A 14,328-nucleotide genomic window follows, 5' to 3' on the forward strand; every position below is an offset into this window, starting at 1 on the left:
TTCCGCCAGAACTTGTCGCGAGAAACGCAAATCTTTCAAATTGTTAGTATACGAGACGCCGTCGCCCAGAGATCCGAACCTACATCCGCCCGCTCCCCCCGCATCTGCAAATCTCGGCCTGCACGGTTTCCCATGAGCTATTCTTCCAAGACGATCGGCACTCTCCTTCAGGAGGTGAATACCACCCATTTCCTGCCCGCAATCCAGCGTCCCTATGTCTGGACGCCTGCGCAGATCATCGCTCTCTTCGACAGCCTGCTGAAGGGCTATCCGATCTCCAGCTTCATGTTCTGGGCGGTCGATGAAGCCACGAAAGCCGAGGTGCGGATCTATCGCTTTCTCGAAAACTATCACCCCGACAAGATGAACGAACCAACCGGCGCCGAGGGGCGGGAGGTTACCTTGGTGTTGGACGGTCAGCAGCGGCTGACGTCGCTTGTCATCGGGCTGCGCGGAACGTTCTCCGAAAAGGCCAAAGGGGCGCGCAAGACCAATGCCGCCGCCTGGTCGTCAAAGACGCTCTGGCTCGATCTGCTGAAGGACCCGAGCGAGGAGGACGAAGACGGTGAGAGCGACATGGGGGTCACCTATGGTCTGGCGTTCCACGACCGCAAGCCGTCGAACACCCATCGCAGCCACTGGTTCAAATTGGGCGCGATGCTTGACTACGAAAGCGACGCCCGGCTCGAGGCACTGATCGCCAAGGTGAAATCCGAGCTGCATCCGGGTGTCAGCGCCTATGAGCGCGAGATAGCCGAAACCACCCTGCGGACGCTGCATCGCGTGATCTGGCGCGATCAGGCGATCAACTTCTACACCGAGACCGACCAATCCGCTGACCGGGTTCTGGACATCTTCGTGCGCGCGAACGATGGCGGCACCAAGCTGTCAAAGGCCGATCTGCTGATGTCGATGATCACCTCGAAGTGGCAGAACGGCTCAGCGCGCGAGGACATCTTCGGCTTTGTCGATCACATCAATCGCGGCCTTGGAACGCCCAACAAGGTGACCAAGGATCTGGTGCTGAAAGCCTGTCTGGTCGTGTGCGATTACGACGTCGTCTACAACGTCAAGAACTTCACCGCCGACGCCATCGGCGAGATCGAGCGGAACTGGGAGTTCATCAAGCGGGCGATCGAGAACACTTTCCGGCTGATCAACCGTCATGGACTGGGCGGCGACACGCTCGGTTCGCTCAATGCGGTGCTGCCGCTCGTCTATTACCTCTACAACACCCCCGATTTCGATTTTCGCGGCTCGACCGAATTCGAGCGGGTGAACGCGGCCGCGATGCATCGCTGGTTGCTCAACAGCCTGCTTGTCAGCGCCTTCGTCGGCCATTCGGATCAGACGATCACGACGGCGCGGGCGACGATCCGCGATCATCTGCGCATCGCACGGGAACGCGATTTCCCGGTGCAGAAGCTGTTCGATGCGATGGCGAAGGGCGGGCGGTTGTCGCAGGTCGACGAGCGCACGATCGAGGAACTGCTCGAGCTGCAATATGGCAAGCCGCGCACCTTCGTCGCGCTGTCGCTGCTGTATCAGGGCATCGACTGGGCAGGGTCCAGTTGGCATATCGACCACATCATCCCGCAGGCCGACGCCCAACGTAACGTCTTGCGCGGGCGCAACATGCCCGAGCATCGGATCGTCGAGATCCTTGAAAACGTGAACCGTCTGGGCAACCTGCAACTGCTGCGCGCCGACGAGAATGTCGAAAAGAGCGACATGCCGTTCCGGTCGTGGATCACCGGGCGCCGACGCGATTTCCATGAGTTGAACATGATACCGGAACGGCTCGACTATTGCGATGCGATGTGGCTGCCCGAATTCGTGCAGGAACGCGAAAAGCTGATCCGCAGACGCCTGCTTGCGCTTTTGGGCGGGGTGTCGGCATGATCGAGGCGGCCATGACACGCGCAGATCTGAAGCGAGCCTGTCTGACGATGCTCGATGCGGTGGCGATCGAACACCCGGCGGGACATCAGGGTTCGCTTTCGGCGCGTTATCTGCTGGTTAGTCGCGGCGGTGACCGGATCGGGATGATGTTCGAAAAGGGAGAGCGGTCGGCGGCGAACCTGTGGTTCGCACGTCGTTTCGCGGGGCCGCTGTCAGAGGCGGGTCTGACCCTGCGCGACTATCCGGCAAGCGCGCTGCACCAGCTGTCGAGCGACGGCAAGGCGCGCAACTACGGTCGCCATTCCGCGCTGAAACCGATGCGCGACCTTGCCAATGTCGATCTTGTGCGCATCACCATCGAACGGCCGACCGAGATGCGCCTGATCCTCGATAATCTGGCTGCGCTTTGAAGCAGATTCATGCCGGATGCTCGATTTCCTGCTGCGTCCATTTCGATCGGGTCTCGATCCTGAACTCAAGATCGAGCGCCCCCAGCACCGACAGGAGGGTGTCTATCCTTGCGGGGCTTTCGCCGCGCTCGATGGTCGAGATCGTGGCCTGACGCAAGCCCGCGCGTTCGGCGAGGTCGCTTTGGCTCCAGCCGAGGTTTTTTCGGGTGCGCTGAATGACGGCACCGATCTGCTTGGGTGTGCGTGCAAGGTTGGTCATCGCGCGATTATGCGCCAAGGCGTATAAATCGTCAATATGCGCTGTAGCGTATATTGTCTCGATCGCGTGCTCCGATGTCAGCGTGGCTTCGGCAGAATGCTCGAAAACATGCGACTGCTGATCGATGCCACCGCAGTCCCGACCATGCAGGGCGGCCTCAAGCGGGGAGCGGCTGCAAGGCGGGATCGGTCAACGAAGGACGCCGGTCCTGACAATCACTGGCTGCATCATCGCCACATTCGGTGCAGGTTTTTTCCACCGTCATCAGCCTTGTCCGCGATGGTGACCCCTTTGTGGCAGCCTTTTCTGCAAGGAGTCCGAGCGAAAGACCCTGCTTTCGGTCCTTTTAACTGTAGATAAGCACTTACTCAGAGGCTTCCACACACACAGCTGCATCAAGCCTTCAGCTTCTTCCACGCCGTTCCTTCACGCTTCTCCAGCGCTGTCAGCGCCACGTTCACCTTCCTGTTCATCTCTTCCCAGGCAACGAACGAGTCCGCGAGCCGCTTTCCTGCAAAAACGCGCGGCCGCGGACCTTTGACCCTCCGCACCGCTTTCGCCACATCGCGCTTCTGCGTCTCGAGGAAGCTCTCGCTCTCCCGGTCCATCGCCATCAAACCGACCAACCCGGCGCGCAACCAGGTCCTCGCGCGCCAGCGCTGCTTTTCGCCTCTCAGCACATCGCTCCCGGTCCTGATCTGTGACCGGGCCGAAAACGTGGGCAGCTTGAACTGGAAGGTGCGCTTTTGCAGCCTGCTTACCTTCAGTGCTTTCAAGGAAGCGATGTCGGTCACGCCGATCGCAGACAGTTCGGCCCCCTTCAGCGTCGCTTCGATCCGCACCCGTTTCCGGTCATTGGCAAGATCGGTGAAACTCCCATCCATGCGCTGCGTGTCGATCACCTTGTCCATGAGCCGGATCATCAGGTCATCGTCGCTCGCACCAAGATACATCGTTGCATCGATGGGCGGGATCTCGTGCGCATCCGGGCTCACCGCTGACAGATCCCGTTCTCGCATGGTTGGAGCACGCAGGAGCTTTCGAACCCCTGTCTCTACTTTCGCAAAGACCGCGCGCGGGCGGCTGTTCTTGTTCGACCAGATGTCTCGCCCGGTCCAGATCGTGCGCTGCATCGCACCCAGAAGCATCGCCCTGTCCTTGTCACCTGGTTGGACAGGGTAGGCGTCGATGCTGATTTCGAGACCTGTCACGCGCGCTGCGCTTGCTTCTCCGAAAGAGGTCTTCAAGGCAGCATGGATCTCGGTGATCCGCGCCATGCTGGCCGGTTCCTGCACCTTGATCGTGCAAGCGGTGAAGACCCCACCTGGTCCCAGATCCTCCGGCGCGATATGACTGTTCCGGTCGAGGAACTGTCTCAGCACCTGCTGGACATGCTGCGCCTGCGTCGGCCGCGCGAAATGAACGCGAACCTCGATCCAGTCATACACGGCTTGGAAGCGATACGCGTCCAGATCGACCTTCGGCACCAGCGCAACGCGTCCTGCAAGACGACGCTGGGTGTTCGTCAACACCCGAACCTCATGCTCAAGGCGCAAAGGGTCGGCGAGCTTTTTCGCAAAGGGCAGAAGGGCTTCGGTCGGCAATCTCATGCGCGTCTCGTATCGAAACCCGCGCTGCGGTCGCAAGGGGGTTCAATGGCATCGGGGTGATGATGGTTTCCCGGTCACGGCAAATGGCAGCAAAGCGGGATCGATGACCGGAGGGTTGAGCAAGATCGCGACGCAGGCGGGTAGCTATCAAGCTATCAAGCCAGAAAGCTATCAAGCCAGAAAGCTATCCAGCTATCGAGTCAGAAAGCTGGCTGGCCAGTTTCCTGGGGCGCCTCCAACGATGGAAATATTGATATCATATCAAAATCACTATTGATCTAATTTTGTGATGGCGATATATGATCCGTATCACCAATGAGGTTCATCATGAGCAAGCCCAACCCCGCCCCCTACAGCTGGTCCGAGATCGAAGCCCAGGTGCGCTCTGCGATCTTCTGCCAAGCCTCCATTCTCGCCTGCCTCGGCCCGGTCGCTGCAGATGTGGTCGCGAATTACCTTGGTGTCGACCCCGACCGGGCGAGCGAGTTGAGCGACGGTTTCAACGAGGGTCTCGACAAGAAGCCCGACACCGGCGTCGTGATCGAGCGTCACCACCTCTACAACCTCGCGCGCAATGCCTATGATTTCGCCTATCAGCTCGACGGCTATCAACGCGCCAGTCACGAAGATCAGTATGAGATCAGCTGCGCCGTGCTGCCGGGTTTTCCGCAAACCGACATGCACGGCAACCCCTCCCCGCTGTCATCCGATTGCGACGAACCGCTCCGGCGGGTTTTCGAAACCTTCGTCGCGCGCTGGAAGCTCTTCGACACTGACCTCGGTTCTACGGGTCTCACCGTGCGCGAGCTTGCGCTTTTGTCGAACATGACCATCCCCGCCGTGCGCACCTCGCTCAGCAAGGAAGGGTTCAAGCTCGACCTGTCCGGGCGTCGTGACGATGACAAGGGGGGGGTGCTTGACCTCGACAACGCCCTGACCTGGCTCATGCGGCGGCGTGGTTTCATTCCGAACCGCTGGCCAGGTGGCGACAAACTCGACATGACCGTCGCCGAGGTGTTTGCGCTGCCTGACCTGAGTTTCGACGCCGCCCTGCGTCAAGCGCTCGAAATCAGCGCGCTCTCGGCTGTCCAGCTTGCTGCAACTGCGCAGGTGCCTGCGACTTGGCTTGATGCGATCCTCGAAGGCAAGTCGGCCAGTGCGGATGTCCCTGCATTGCGCGCCATCGCCCGCGTCCTGGCCCAGTCTGAACCCGAATTCGTCGGTCGCGCGGTGCAGCACCTGCTGAGCTTCGAAGTGCCGAAAGCGCCAAGCTGATCCGGCTGACGCTTACGGTTCAGAACCCTAACCCGACGTTTTCATCGGAACGTTCGAAGACTGGCTCGCGAAACAGACTTTCGTGGTCCAGGCGATCAGCTGAAGCGTCACGACCACCAGCAACCGGCTACATCTGAACTAACGCCCTGACCGAAGCATGCACCCCGCGCGCTTCGGCGGGTCTTTCGCATCCTGACAACACGACAGAGCACCTTGCATCGCTCGATCATCGAAAACCATCGCGTTTCCGGTGCCGAAGCATTTGTGCCTGCCTTCAACCGACGGAGATTTCTTTCATGACCTGATGACGTGACCGACAGACCAACACCTTCCCGCCCTTACCGACCAGGCGGGACCGCCGGGACCGGCGAACGCTTCAGAAAAAAACTGACCCAACCGACGCGGCCATGCCGGCCGCGACCGATCCCCCATTGCCGATTGATCGGCTCAGAAGAGAAAGATCAAGAAATGAACGTCATGAACAAGATCGTCTCGATCTCCGACGCGATTGAAGCGCAAGCCGAAACCGAGTTTGCGGTCGAGGCCGCCAAACCCACCCTGCAACTCGTTCATCCGGTGCAATCCGAGCCGATCCCTGCGGCCGAAGCCGAGGTGACGGCGCAAAGCGTCGAAACATCCACACTCGCCGCGAACGATGATCGGCAGCCGGTCCCAGCGGTCCCAACTGTCACGACCAGTGCTGAAGCTGCAGATCCGGTCAGCGCGGTCTCATCAATCCCTGATGGTTATGCATTCTTTTCCGATGGCGTCTATCAGATGCCGAGCGACGAGGAGGGAGTCGCGCCATCCGATCAGATCTTCATGCTTGATGCGGCGGGCATCGTCGTGGCCCACGAAGTCGATGAGCGAACGGATCGGCACCGCCCAGTTCGCGCCGCCGTCCATGTGTTTGCCGACCTTTTGCTTCTTCTCGACGTAAGCCTCGAACAATCCCCAAAGCGAAACGGGCTCGCCCTCGTCGATCGGCTTTGACGGCGGGCGCACGATCGGGTCCTGCGGTGTTCCGCCGAACATGCCGGCATCCAGCTCGCAGGTTCGCTCGAGCGCTTCGATCTCCGCACGCATGAGCTTTTGCGCCAGATCGCGCCATTCCTGAGACTCGCGGGCGATGGCGATATGGTGTCGATCAATGAACTCCTGCACTGTCGCATTCACCAATCGCGTGTTGCCGGTGGCTATCTCGGCGCGCAGAGCCTTGAGTTTGCTCTTGCGCAAGCGTTCGTCGAAATGGCGCATGGAGGCCTTCAACTCGTAGTCCGAGTAGACGTTGAAAAAGCCCGAGATGCTCTTTCTCGGATCGGCGTCTCCAGCTTCGATGCGCTTGTTCGCCTTTTCGAGCTCGTCCGCGATCTCCTGCTCGGTCGGCATTGCAGCCCGTTTCGCCGCGTCTTGTGCAAGCGTGTTGGTGTAATGCGCCCAGACGGCCTGTTCGACATCTTCCGGGGTCAGGGCGCGACGAGGCGTCACGGCGGCGACGGGAGCCGGTTCGACAGCTACACCGGAGGAGGCGGCTTCAAGCATGCGCCGCGCCGCCTTGAGCTTGTCCTTCAGTCGGGCGACAGCCGCGGCGTGATTTTCATCCGCGATACGCAGGTCGCCGCCCAGCGGCTCGGTCAGCTGCGTCTTGTTGTCGAAGAACGGTTTCAGCTCGAGCGGGATCGAGATGCGCGCCCAGTAACGCCCGTCCTTCTCTTTCCAATGCCGTCGTTTCGCCGCCATCGATACCCCCATTCTGGCACCTGTTCTGGCACCAAAAATGGCACCAGCGCCTTGAATTCAAGGGTTTTCTTTAAGATCAATGGGATGGGATGGTGCTGCAAGAGAGGATTGAACTCTCGACCTCTCCCTTACCAAGGGAGTGCTCTACCACTGAGCTACTGCAGCATCCGGCGCTTTCACGCTGGTCGCTTCCGACCGTGGCGCGGATTTAGACGACTCGCGCCGGGTGCGCAAGCGCAAATATTCACCCTCTCTCGACACATTTCATCGGTCTCGCTAAAGAGGGCCCATGACCGATGATACCCCCAGCCGGAAAACAACCCCTGAAGCCACGCGCGAAGAGCGTCTGGCCGCCGCCCTGCGCGCCAATCTGACGCGGCGCAAGGCGCAGGTGCGGGCGCGCTCGGCCGGGGACCAAAACAACGAGACGGCCGAAACCGGCCCGGAGGAGTGAGCGAGTGGACAGCATCCTTGTGCGCGGCAACGGGCCGCTTTCCGGGCAGATCCCGATTGCGGGCGCCAAGAACGCCTGTCTGGCGCTGATGCCCGCCACCCTGCTTTCCGAAGAACCGCTGACGCTGACCAATGCGCCGCGGCTCTCGGACATCCGCACCATGACCCAGCTTCTGGCCAGCCTCGGCGCCGAGGTCACCGCGCTGCAAGATGGCAAGGTGCTCGCCACCTCGTGCCACGGCGAGATCAACCCGGTCGCCGATTATGACATCGTGCGCAAGATGCGGGCCTCGAACCTCGTGCTCGGCCCGCTTCTGGCGCGGCTGGGCCATGCGGTCGTGTCGCTGCCCGGCGGCTGCGCGATCGGGGCGCGGCCGATGGATATCCACATCGACGCGCTGACAGCCCTTGGCGCCGAGATCGAGCTGAAGGAAGGCTATCTGCACGCCACTGCGCGCGGCGGGTTGAAGGGCGCGGTGCATGAGATGCGCTTTGCCTCGGTCGGCGCGACCGAGAATTTCCTGATGGCCGCCGTTCTGGCCAAGGGAACCTCCGTGCTGAAGAACGCCGCGCGCGAGCCCGAAATCGTCGATCTCGCCCGCTGCCTGCGGGCGATGGGCGCGCAGATCGAGGGCGAGGGCACCTCGGACATCACCATTCAGGGCGTCGATCGGCTGCACGGGGCAACCCATCCCGTTGTCACCGACCGGATCGAGCTGGGCACCTACATGCTGGCGCCTGCGATCTGCGGCGGCGAGGTGGAATGCCTGGGCGGCCGGATCGATCTGGTCGCAAGCTTCTGCGAGAAACTGGATGCCGCCGGGATCTCGGTCGAGGAAACCGCGCGCGGCATCAAGGTCAAGCGCAAGAACGGCGGCATCCGCGCCGTCGATGTGGTGACCGAACCCTTCCCGGGCTTCCCGACCGACCTTCAGGCGCAGATGATGGCTTTGCTCTGCACGGCCGAGGGGACCTCGGTGCTGGAAGAACGCATTTTCGAGAATCGCTTCATGCATGCGCCGGAACTGGCGCGGATGGGGGCCCGGATCGAGGTGCATGGCGGTGTTGCAAAAGTGCACGGCGTTGCGCGTCTGAAAGGGGCGCGGGTCATGGCAACCGATTTGCGGGCCTCGGTTTCCCTGATTCTGGCCGGCTTGGCGGCCGAGGGCGAAACCGTGGTCAGCCGCGTTTACCACCTTGATCGCGGCTACGAACGGGTGGAAGAAAAGCTGCGCGCCGTCGGGGCGCATATCGAACGGGTGAAGGGCGAATGAGCCGGGATGCACGGTTTGACGACGGGGCCGAAGGGCCGCTGAGCCTGCGCGCCGAAAGCGCCGAGGATCTGGCCGTGATCGCGGCCCTTGTGCAGGATGCCGTGCTGCCGGTGACCGAAATCCGCTACGAGCCCAAGGCCCGGCGGCTGTCGATGCTGCTCAACCGCTTTCGCTGGGAGGACAAGGCCGCCGCCGAGGCCGAGGGCCGCCCCTATGAACGGGTGCAATCGTTGCTGGTGCTGTCCGATGTGACCCAGGTCGCCTCGCAGGGGTTTGACCGCAAGGACCCGGATCTGGTGCTCTCGGCGCTCGACATCGCCTTTGAACCGGCGGCCGAGGGGGCGGGGCGCGTGGTGATCACCCTGGCGGGGGATGGGGCGATCGCCGCCGGGGTCGAATGCCTGTCGGTCGATCTGCGCGATGTGACGCGGCCCTATCGGGCGGTTTCGGGGCAGGCCCCGAGCCACCCGGAATAAAGGGCGCAAGATCATGATCCGTCCTGCCCGACCCGAGGAGCTTGCCGTGCTCTCGGCGGTGATCGGCGCCTCGATCACCGCCTTGTGCCGGGCCGATCACCATGGAGACCCTGACCGGATCAAGCCCTGGGTCGCATCGAACAGCCCGATGACGCTGGCCTCGATCCTGAACCATCCCGAGCAGCGGCTGTTCGTCGCCGCACCCGAGGATGTGGCCGCCGTCGGCGGGATCGACTGGCGCGCTCAGCCCGACGGGCAGGGCCGGATCCGGCTGCTTTTCGCCGCCCCCGAGGCGCAGGGCAAGGGCTGCGGCCGCGCCCTTCTGACGGCGCTGGAAGACGAATTGCGCGCGCTGGGCCGGGTGGAAGCGCGGCTGACCGCGACCAACACGGCGCTGGCCTTTTATCGCAGCCAGGGCTGGCAGATGGACGACCGCGCGGGCGGCGGCGGCTGGCTCTTGGGCCATCCTTTGCGCAAGCGCCTGATCTGAAATCGCGCGCCCGGCCCCCGGGGGCAGAATGCGTATTTGCACCAAGAAAAAACCACATGCTTTTTCTTGGCCCAAATACGCCCTTTTGCGGTGGATGCCGCAGGGCCGGGCCGCGCGCGAAGCTTGCCCCGCGTCCCGCTTCGCTCTATCCCCTTGGTCAAGAAGGAGCCCCCGATGCCGCATTTCCTGACCACCGATGCCGATGATTTCGAGACCCGCTTCACCGCCCTTCTGGGGATGAAGCGCGAGGACAGCCCCGATGTCGATGCGACGGTGGCCGCGATCATCGCCGAGGTGCGGGACCGCGGCGATGCGGCGGTGATCGACTACACGTCGAAATTCGACCGGCTCGACCTGACGCCCGCGACGCTCGCCTTTTCGAAAGCCGAGATCGCGGCCGAAATCGCCCGCGTGCCCGCGGCCGAGCGCGCGGCGCTGGAACTCGCGGCGGAGCGCATCCGGGCCTATCACGCCCGGCAGATGCCGGTGCGGGAGGAACGCTGGACCGAGGCCACGGGGGCAGAGCTGGGCTGGCGCTGGTCGCCGGTGTCCGCCGCGGGGCTTTATGTGCCGGGGGGGCTCGCCTCCTATCCCTCGTCCGTTTTGATGAATGCGATCCCGGCCAAGGTGGCGGGGGTGGAGCGGCTGGTGGTCGTCTGCCCGACGCCCGGGGGCGCGGTCAATCCGCTGGTGCTCTTGGCGGCCGAGATCGCCGGGGTGGACACGGTCTATCGCATCGGCGGCGCGCAGGCTGTGGCGGCGCTCGCTTACGGCACGGCGACGATCGCGCCGGTCGACAAGATCACCGGGCCGGGCAATGCCTTTGTGGCGGCGGCGAAGCGGCGGGTCTTTGGCCGCGTCGGCATCGACATGATCGCCGGGCCCTCGGAAATTCTGGTGATTGCGGATGAGACGGCCAATCCCGACTGGGTGGCGCTGGATCTGCTTTCCCAAGCCGAACACGACCAGTCGGCGCAGGCGCTGATCCTGACCCCCGACGCCGGTTTTGCCAAGGCCGTCACCGCGGCGGTGGAAAAGCGCCTTGAGACGCTCGAACGGCGCGCGATTGCAGGCGCCAGCTGGCGCGATTTCGGCGCGGTGATCGTGACCCGCGATCTGGCCGAAGCCGCCGCCTTGTCGAACCGCGTCGCCCCCGAACATCTGGAGCTTTGCGTCGCCGACCCCGAGGCGCTCTCGGCGCAGATCACCCATGCCGGGGCGATTTTCCTCGGCCAATGGACGCCCGAGGCGATCGGCGATTACGTCGGCGGGCCGAACCATGTTCTGCCCACGGCGCGCTCGGCGCGGTTTTCCTCGGGCCTCTCGGTGATGGATTTCCTCAAGCGCACGACGCTGGCGAAAATGACGCCCGAGGCCCTGCGTGCCATCGGCCCCGCGGCCGAGACGCTCGCGATTTCGGAAAGCCTGCAGGCGCATGGGCTTTCCGTCCGCGCCCGCCTTGATGCGCTGAACGAAAAGGGGACGCCATGAGCCGCATCACCCGCCTTGAGATCGACGACTCGGGCCTGCCCGCGCCGACGCCCGAAATCGAACAGGAACGCCGCGTGGCGGTCTTTGACCTGCTCGAAGACAACAGCTGGGTGATCCCCGGCCGCGATGGCGCCCCCGCGCCCGAGGGGCCCTTTGCGCTGACGCTCTCGGTGCGCGACGGGCGGCTGGTCTTCGACACCTGTCTGGAAACCGGCGCCAAAGTGGCCGAGTTTCATCTGTCCTTCGGCCCGTTCCGGCAGGTGGTGAAGGATTATTTCCAGATCTGCCAAAGCTATTTCGAGGCGGTGAAGAAACTGCCGCCCAGCCAGATCGAGGCGGTCGACATGGCCCGGCGCGGCATCCACAACGAGGGCGCCCGCGTGCTGCAGGAACGCCTGACCGGCAAGGCCGAGATCGACATCGACACCGCCCGGCGGCTCTTCACCCTTGTTTGCGTGCTGACCCCGGTGAGTTGATGGGCAAGCTTCCCAACGCCGTCCTGTTCTGCTGCGACCACAATGCCACGCGCTCGCCGATGGCAGAGGGGATGATGAAGCAGTTCTACGGCCGCAAGGTCTATGTGCAGTCGGTGGGGGTCAAGGCCGATCTGGACACCGACGGTTTCGCGATTGCCGTCTGCGCGGAAATCGGCGTGAACCTGGAACGGCATCAGGCCAGAAGCTTCCATGAACTCAAGGAGATGGGCGACGATCTGGGGGCGTTCGATCTGGTGATCGCGCTCTCTCCCGCGTCTTACCATCAGGCGCTGGATCTGACCCGGTTTTATCATATCGAGGTCGAGCACTGGGCGATCATGGACCCGACCGGGCTGGGCGAGGGGCGCGAGGCCCGGCTGCATTACTACCGCCAGACCCGCGACCAGATCCGCGATCATATCCTCGCCCGCTTCGGCCAACCCGGGGGGTAACCCGGCCCGGGCCCTTGGGTCGCGCCGCTCAGGGCCCTGCCGCTTTTGCCCCTTGACCTGCCGGTTCCGGGGTTTGACCTGATCGGCAGGCCATGTCACAGATGGGTGGAAAGATGGAGGACCCGATGCCCCGCGCCGCCGCCCTTGCCGTGATTTCCGCCTATTACGAGGCCTTCAACCGGGGCGACACCTCGGCGATGGAGGCGCTGTTGACCGAGGATTTCGAACATCACGTCAACGAGGGGCAGATTCGCCATGGCGTCGAAAAGTTCCGCGCCTTCAACGCCCACATGTCGCGGTGTTACCGCGAAAAGCTGACCGACATCGTGGTGATGGCGAATGATGCGGGCAGCCGCGCGGCGGCGGAATTTGTCGTGCATGGCAGCTACATCGCCACCGATGACGGCCTGCCCGAAGCGCGCGGCCAAAGCTACATCCTGCCCGCGGGCACCTTCTTCACCCTGCGCGGCAACCGCATCCAGCGCGTCACCACCTATTACAACCTGGCCGACTGGATCCGTCAGGTCCGCTGATGCAGACCCGGGTTCTGACCGGCCCCGCGCTCGATGCCGCGCTCGACGATGTGGCGGCGCTGCGCATCGCCGTCTTCCGCGACTGGCCCTATCTTTACGAGGGCTCGCTCGACTACGAACGCCGCTATCTGGACAGCTACCGGAGCTCGCCCGGCGCGGTCGTCGTTGGCGCCTTTGACGGGCCGCGGCTGGTCGGCGCCGCCACCGGCACGCCGCTGGAAGATCACGCGGAAGATTTCGCCGCCCCCTTCGCCCCGACCGGCCTGCCGCTCGACAGCGTCTTTTATTGCGCCGAGTCGGTGCTTTTGCCCGCCTATCGCGGGCAGGGCCTTGGCCACGCCTTTTTCGACTTGCGCGAGGCCCATGCACGGGCGCTGGGCCGCCGCTTCAGCGCCTTTTGCGCGGTGATCCGGCCCGAGGATCACCCCCTGAAGCCAAAGACTTACCGCCCGCTGGATGCGTTCTGGCGCAACCGCGGCTATGCGCCGATGCCCGGTGTGATCGCGCATTTCCGCTGGACGGATGTCGGCCAGACGGGCGAGACTGAAAAACCGCTGCAATTCTGGGGGAGACCGCTGTGAGACATGTCACCATCGCCGCCGCGGCCTATCCGCTCGACTGGGCCGAGGACTGGGCCGCCTATGAGGCGAAGACCCGCGCCTGGGTGCAGATGGCAGCCCTGAAGAAAGCCGATCTGCTGGTCTTTCCCGAATATGCGGCGATGGAACTGGCCAGCCTTGGCGGGGCCGGGGTCGCGGCCGATCTGACCCGCGCGGTGCCCGAAGTCCTGCACCACCGCGCCGCGATGGAGCGTCATTTCGAAGGCTTGGCGATCGAATTCGGCCTTTACATCCTGGCCCCCTCGGGCCCGGCGCAGGACGGGCTTGAGCTGCGCAACCGCGCCGTGCTGTTCGGGCCCTCGGGGCGGATCGGCCATCAGGACAAGGCGATCATGACCCGTTTCGAGCGCGAGGATTGGACCATCGGCCCGGGTCGCGGCCTGACGCTGTTCGACACCGGCATCGGCAAGATCGGAATCGTGATCTGCTACGACAGCGAATTTCCGCTTTTGTCGCGGGCGCTGTGCGAGGCGGGGGCGGAAATCCTGCTGGTCCCCAGCTGCACCGATGCGGCGGCGGGCTACAACCGGGTGCGGATCGGGGCGCAGGCGCGGGCGCTCGAAAACCAGTGCGTGACGGTGCAGGCGCCAATCGTCGGCCTTGCGCCCTGGTGCCCGGCGGTCGATGAAAACCACGGCGCAGCAGGGATTTACGGGCCGCCCGATGCAGGCTGGCCGGACACTGGCGTGCTGGCGATGGGGGGCTATGACGAACCCGGCTGGGTGGTGGCAAGGGTCGATCTGGACCAGATCGCGCACAGCCGCCGCGACGGGGCGGTGCTGCTCTTTCAGCATTGGACCGAGCAAGCCTTGCAGGCGGTGCAGATCCGCACTGTGGCCGAATCCCCGCGCAAATCTTGACATTGCC

The 14,328-nt window shown here is 63.5% G+C and carries 17 protein-coding genes and 1 tRNA gene; 13 read left to right on the forward strand and 5 right to left on the reverse strand.

Annotated elements, in window-relative coordinates:
• The first annotated feature begins 132 nt into the window (after nucleotides 1-132).
• Both ACTTAG_RS05050 and ACTTAG_RS05055 read left to right on the forward strand, forming a co-directional pair.
• Nucleotides 133-1,902, forward strand: coding sequence for a DUF262 domain-containing protein (locus tag ACTTAG_RS05050; RefSeq protein ID WP_444464449.1), 1,770 nt, complete (start codon nucleotides 133-135; stop codon nucleotides 1,900-1,902).
• Between the two features lie 11 nt (nucleotides 1,903-1,913).
• Nucleotides 1,914-2,312, forward strand: a complete 399-nt coding sequence (locus ACTTAG_RS05055) for a hypothetical protein (protein WP_444464450.1) — start codon at nucleotides 1,914-1,916, stop codon at nucleotides 2,310-2,312.
• A 7-nt stretch (nucleotides 2,313-2,319) separates the two neighbouring features.
• Here ACTTAG_RS05055 and ACTTAG_RS05060 read toward each other — a convergent pair whose 3' ends face one another.
• Nucleotides 2,320-2,571 carry a helix-turn-helix domain-containing protein gene (locus ACTTAG_RS05060; RefSeq protein WP_023921399.1) on the reverse strand — a complete coding sequence of 84 codons (252 nt, stop codon included), beginning with the start codon at nucleotides 2,569-2,571 and terminating at the stop codon, nucleotides 2,320-2,322.
• A gap of 395 nt (nucleotides 2,572-2,966) precedes the next feature.
• On the reverse strand, nucleotides 2,967-4,181 hold the full coding sequence (locus tag ACTTAG_RS05065) for a hypothetical protein (protein ID WP_444464451.1): 1,215 nt from the start codon (nucleotides 4,179-4,181) through the stop codon (nucleotides 2,967-2,969).
• A 327-nt stretch (nucleotides 4,182-4,508) separates the two neighbouring features.
• Here ACTTAG_RS05065 and ACTTAG_RS05070 point away from each other — a divergent pair, with 327 nt between their 5' ends.
• Nucleotides 4,509-5,456, forward strand: a complete 948-nt coding sequence (locus tag ACTTAG_RS05070) for a hypothetical protein (protein WP_444464452.1) — start codon at nucleotides 4,509-4,511, stop codon at nucleotides 5,454-5,456.
• Nucleotides 5,457-5,903: 447 nt separating this feature from the next.
• Here the strand turns inward: ACTTAG_RS05070 and ACTTAG_RS05075 are convergent, their stop codons facing one another.
• From ACTTAG_RS05075 to ACTTAG_RS05085, 3 genes are all read right to left on the reverse strand, one after another.
• Nucleotides 5,904-6,029, reverse strand: coding sequence for a hypothetical protein (locus ACTTAG_RS05075; RefSeq protein WP_444464453.1), 126 nt, complete (start codon nucleotides 6,027-6,029; stop codon nucleotides 5,904-5,906).
• Nucleotides 6,030-6,188: 159 nt separating this feature from the next.
• Complete coding sequence (locus ACTTAG_RS05080; protein WP_444464454.1) at nucleotides 6,189-7,196, reverse strand: hypothetical protein; 1,008 nt, start codon at nucleotides 7,194-7,196, stop codon at nucleotides 6,189-6,191.
• A 90-nt stretch (nucleotides 7,197-7,286) separates the two neighbouring features.
• Nucleotides 7,287-7,361, reverse strand: a tRNA-Thr gene (locus ACTTAG_RS05085).
• Nucleotides 7,362-7,485: 124 nt separating this feature from the next.
• Here ACTTAG_RS05085 and ACTTAG_RS05090 point away from each other — a divergent pair.
• The 10 genes from ACTTAG_RS05090 to ACTTAG_RS05135 all read left to right on the forward strand — a co-directional run bounded on the left by ACTTAG_RS05090 (nucleotide 7,486) and on the right by ACTTAG_RS05135 (nucleotide 14,321).
• Nucleotides 7,486-7,650 (forward strand): hypothetical protein, encoded by a 165-nt coding sequence (locus ACTTAG_RS05090; protein WP_444464455.1) that lies wholly within the window; start codon nucleotides 7,486-7,488, stop codon nucleotides 7,648-7,650.
• Nucleotides 7,651-7,654: 4 nt separating this feature from the next.
• Complete coding sequence (murA, locus tag ACTTAG_RS05095) at nucleotides 7,655-8,923, forward strand: UDP-N-acetylglucosamine 1-carboxyvinyltransferase (RefSeq protein ID WP_444464456.1); 1,269 nt, start codon at nucleotides 7,655-7,657, stop codon at nucleotides 8,921-8,923.
• Nucleotides 8,920-9,399: a DUF2948 family protein gene (locus ACTTAG_RS05100; RefSeq protein ID WP_444464457.1), complete on the forward strand. Its 480-nt coding sequence runs from the start codon at nucleotides 8,920-8,922 to the stop codon at nucleotides 9,397-9,399. The genes murA and ACTTAG_RS05100 overlap by 4 nt, the downstream gene beginning before the upstream one ends.
• Nucleotides 9,400-9,412: 13 nt before the next feature.
• Nucleotides 9,413-9,889 carry a GNAT family N-acetyltransferase gene (locus ACTTAG_RS05105; protein WP_444464458.1) on the forward strand — a complete coding sequence of 159 codons (477 nt, stop codon included), beginning with the start codon at nucleotides 9,413-9,415 and terminating at the stop codon, nucleotides 9,887-9,889.
• A 174-nt stretch (nucleotides 9,890-10,063) separates the two neighbouring features.
• Nucleotides 10,064-11,380: a histidinol dehydrogenase gene (gene hisD, locus ACTTAG_RS05110; protein ID WP_444464459.1), complete on the forward strand. Its 1,317-nt coding sequence runs from the start codon at nucleotides 10,064-10,066 to the stop codon at nucleotides 11,378-11,380.
• On the forward strand, nucleotides 11,377-11,856 hold the full coding sequence (locus ACTTAG_RS05115) for a UPF0262 family protein (protein WP_444464460.1): 480 nt from the start codon (nucleotides 11,377-11,379) through the stop codon (nucleotides 11,854-11,856). Before hisD ends, ACTTAG_RS05115 begins: the two co-directional genes overlap by 4 nt.
• Entirely contained in the window at nucleotides 11,856-12,308 is a 453-nt protein-coding gene (locus tag ACTTAG_RS05120) for an arsenate-mycothiol transferase ArsC (RefSeq protein ID WP_444464461.1), read from the forward strand. Before ACTTAG_RS05115 ends, ACTTAG_RS05120 begins: the two co-directional genes overlap by 1 nt.
• 125 nt (nucleotides 12,309-12,433) lie before the next feature.
• Nucleotides 12,434-12,841, forward strand: coding sequence for a ketosteroid isomerase-related protein (locus ACTTAG_RS05125; RefSeq protein WP_444464462.1), 408 nt, complete (start codon nucleotides 12,434-12,436; stop codon nucleotides 12,839-12,841).
• On the forward strand, nucleotides 12,841-13,422 hold the full coding sequence (locus ACTTAG_RS05130) for a GNAT family N-acetyltransferase (protein ID WP_444464463.1): 582 nt from the start codon (nucleotides 12,841-12,843) through the stop codon (nucleotides 13,420-13,422). The genes ACTTAG_RS05125 and ACTTAG_RS05130 overlap by 1 nt, the downstream gene beginning before the upstream one ends.
• The gene (locus ACTTAG_RS05135; RefSeq protein ID WP_444464464.1) at nucleotides 13,419-14,321 is read left to right on the forward strand and encodes a carbon-nitrogen hydrolase family protein; all 903 of its coding nucleotides are present in this window, start codon (nucleotides 13,419-13,421) and stop codon (nucleotides 14,319-14,321) included. Before ACTTAG_RS05130 ends, ACTTAG_RS05135 begins: the two co-directional genes overlap by 4 nt.
• Nucleotides 14,322-14,328: the final 7 nt, after the last annotated feature.

Origin of the sequence: Rhodobacter capsulatus (genome assembly GCF_052363185.1) — a bacterium.
Taxonomy (GTDB): Bacteria; Pseudomonadota; Alphaproteobacteria; order Rhodobacterales; family Rhodobacteraceae; genus Rhodobacter; species Rhodobacter capsulatus_E.

What these genes read in the sequence shown, in the direction of transcription:
- ACTTAG_RS05050 (WP_444464449.1), top strand. Translation starts at nt 133, where the DNA reads ATGAGCTATTCTTCCAAGACGATCGGCACTCTCCTTCAGGAGGTGAAT.
- ACTTAG_RS05055 (WP_444464450.1), top strand. Translation starts at nt 1,914, where the DNA reads ATGACACGCGCAGATCTGAAGCGAGCCTGTCTGACGATGCTCGATGCG.
- ACTTAG_RS05060 (WP_023921399.1), bottom strand. Translation starts at nt 2,571, where the DNA reads ATGACCAACCTTGCACGCACACCCAAGCAGATCGGTGCCGTCATTCAG.
- ACTTAG_RS05065 (WP_444464451.1), bottom strand. Translation starts at nt 4,181, where the DNA reads ATGAGATTGCCGACCGAAGCCCTTCTGCCCTTTGCGAAAAAGCTCGCC.
- ACTTAG_RS05070 (WP_444464452.1), top strand. Translation starts at nt 4,509, where the DNA reads ATGAGCAAGCCCAACCCCGCCCCCTACAGCTGGTCCGAGATCGAAGCC.
- ACTTAG_RS05075 (WP_444464453.1), bottom strand. Translation starts at nt 6,029, where the DNA reads ATGAACGAGTTGCAGGGTGGGTTTGGCGGCCTCGACCGCAAACTCGGT.
- ACTTAG_RS05080 (WP_444464454.1), bottom strand. Translation starts at nt 7,196, where the DNA reads ATGGCGGCGAAACGACGGCATTGGAAAGAGAAGGACGGGCGTTACTGG.
- ACTTAG_RS05090 (WP_444464455.1), top strand. Translation starts at nt 7,486, where the DNA reads ATGACCGATGATACCCCCAGCCGGAAAACAACCCCTGAAGCCACGCGC.
- ACTTAG_RS05100 (WP_444464457.1), top strand. Translation starts at nt 8,920, where the DNA reads ATGAGCCGGGATGCACGGTTTGACGACGGGGCCGAAGGGCCGCTGAGC.
- ACTTAG_RS05105 (WP_444464458.1), top strand. Translation starts at nt 9,413, where the DNA reads ATGATCCGTCCTGCCCGACCCGAGGAGCTTGCCGTGCTCTCGGCGGTG.
- hisD (WP_444464459.1), top strand. Translation starts at nt 10,064, where the DNA reads ATGCCGCATTTCCTGACCACCGATGCCGATGATTTCGAGACCCGCTTC.
- ACTTAG_RS05115 (WP_444464460.1), top strand. Translation starts at nt 11,377, where the DNA reads ATGAGCCGCATCACCCGCCTTGAGATCGACGACTCGGGCCTGCCCGCG.
- ACTTAG_RS05120 (WP_444464461.1), top strand. Translation starts at nt 11,856, where the DNA reads ATGGGCAAGCTTCCCAACGCCGTCCTGTTCTGCTGCGACCACAATGCC.
- ACTTAG_RS05125 (WP_444464462.1), top strand. Translation starts at nt 12,434, where the DNA reads ATGCCCCGCGCCGCCGCCCTTGCCGTGATTTCCGCCTATTACGAGGCC.
- ACTTAG_RS05130 (WP_444464463.1), top strand. Translation starts at nt 12,841, where the DNA reads ATGCAGACCCGGGTTCTGACCGGCCCCGCGCTCGATGCCGCGCTCGAC.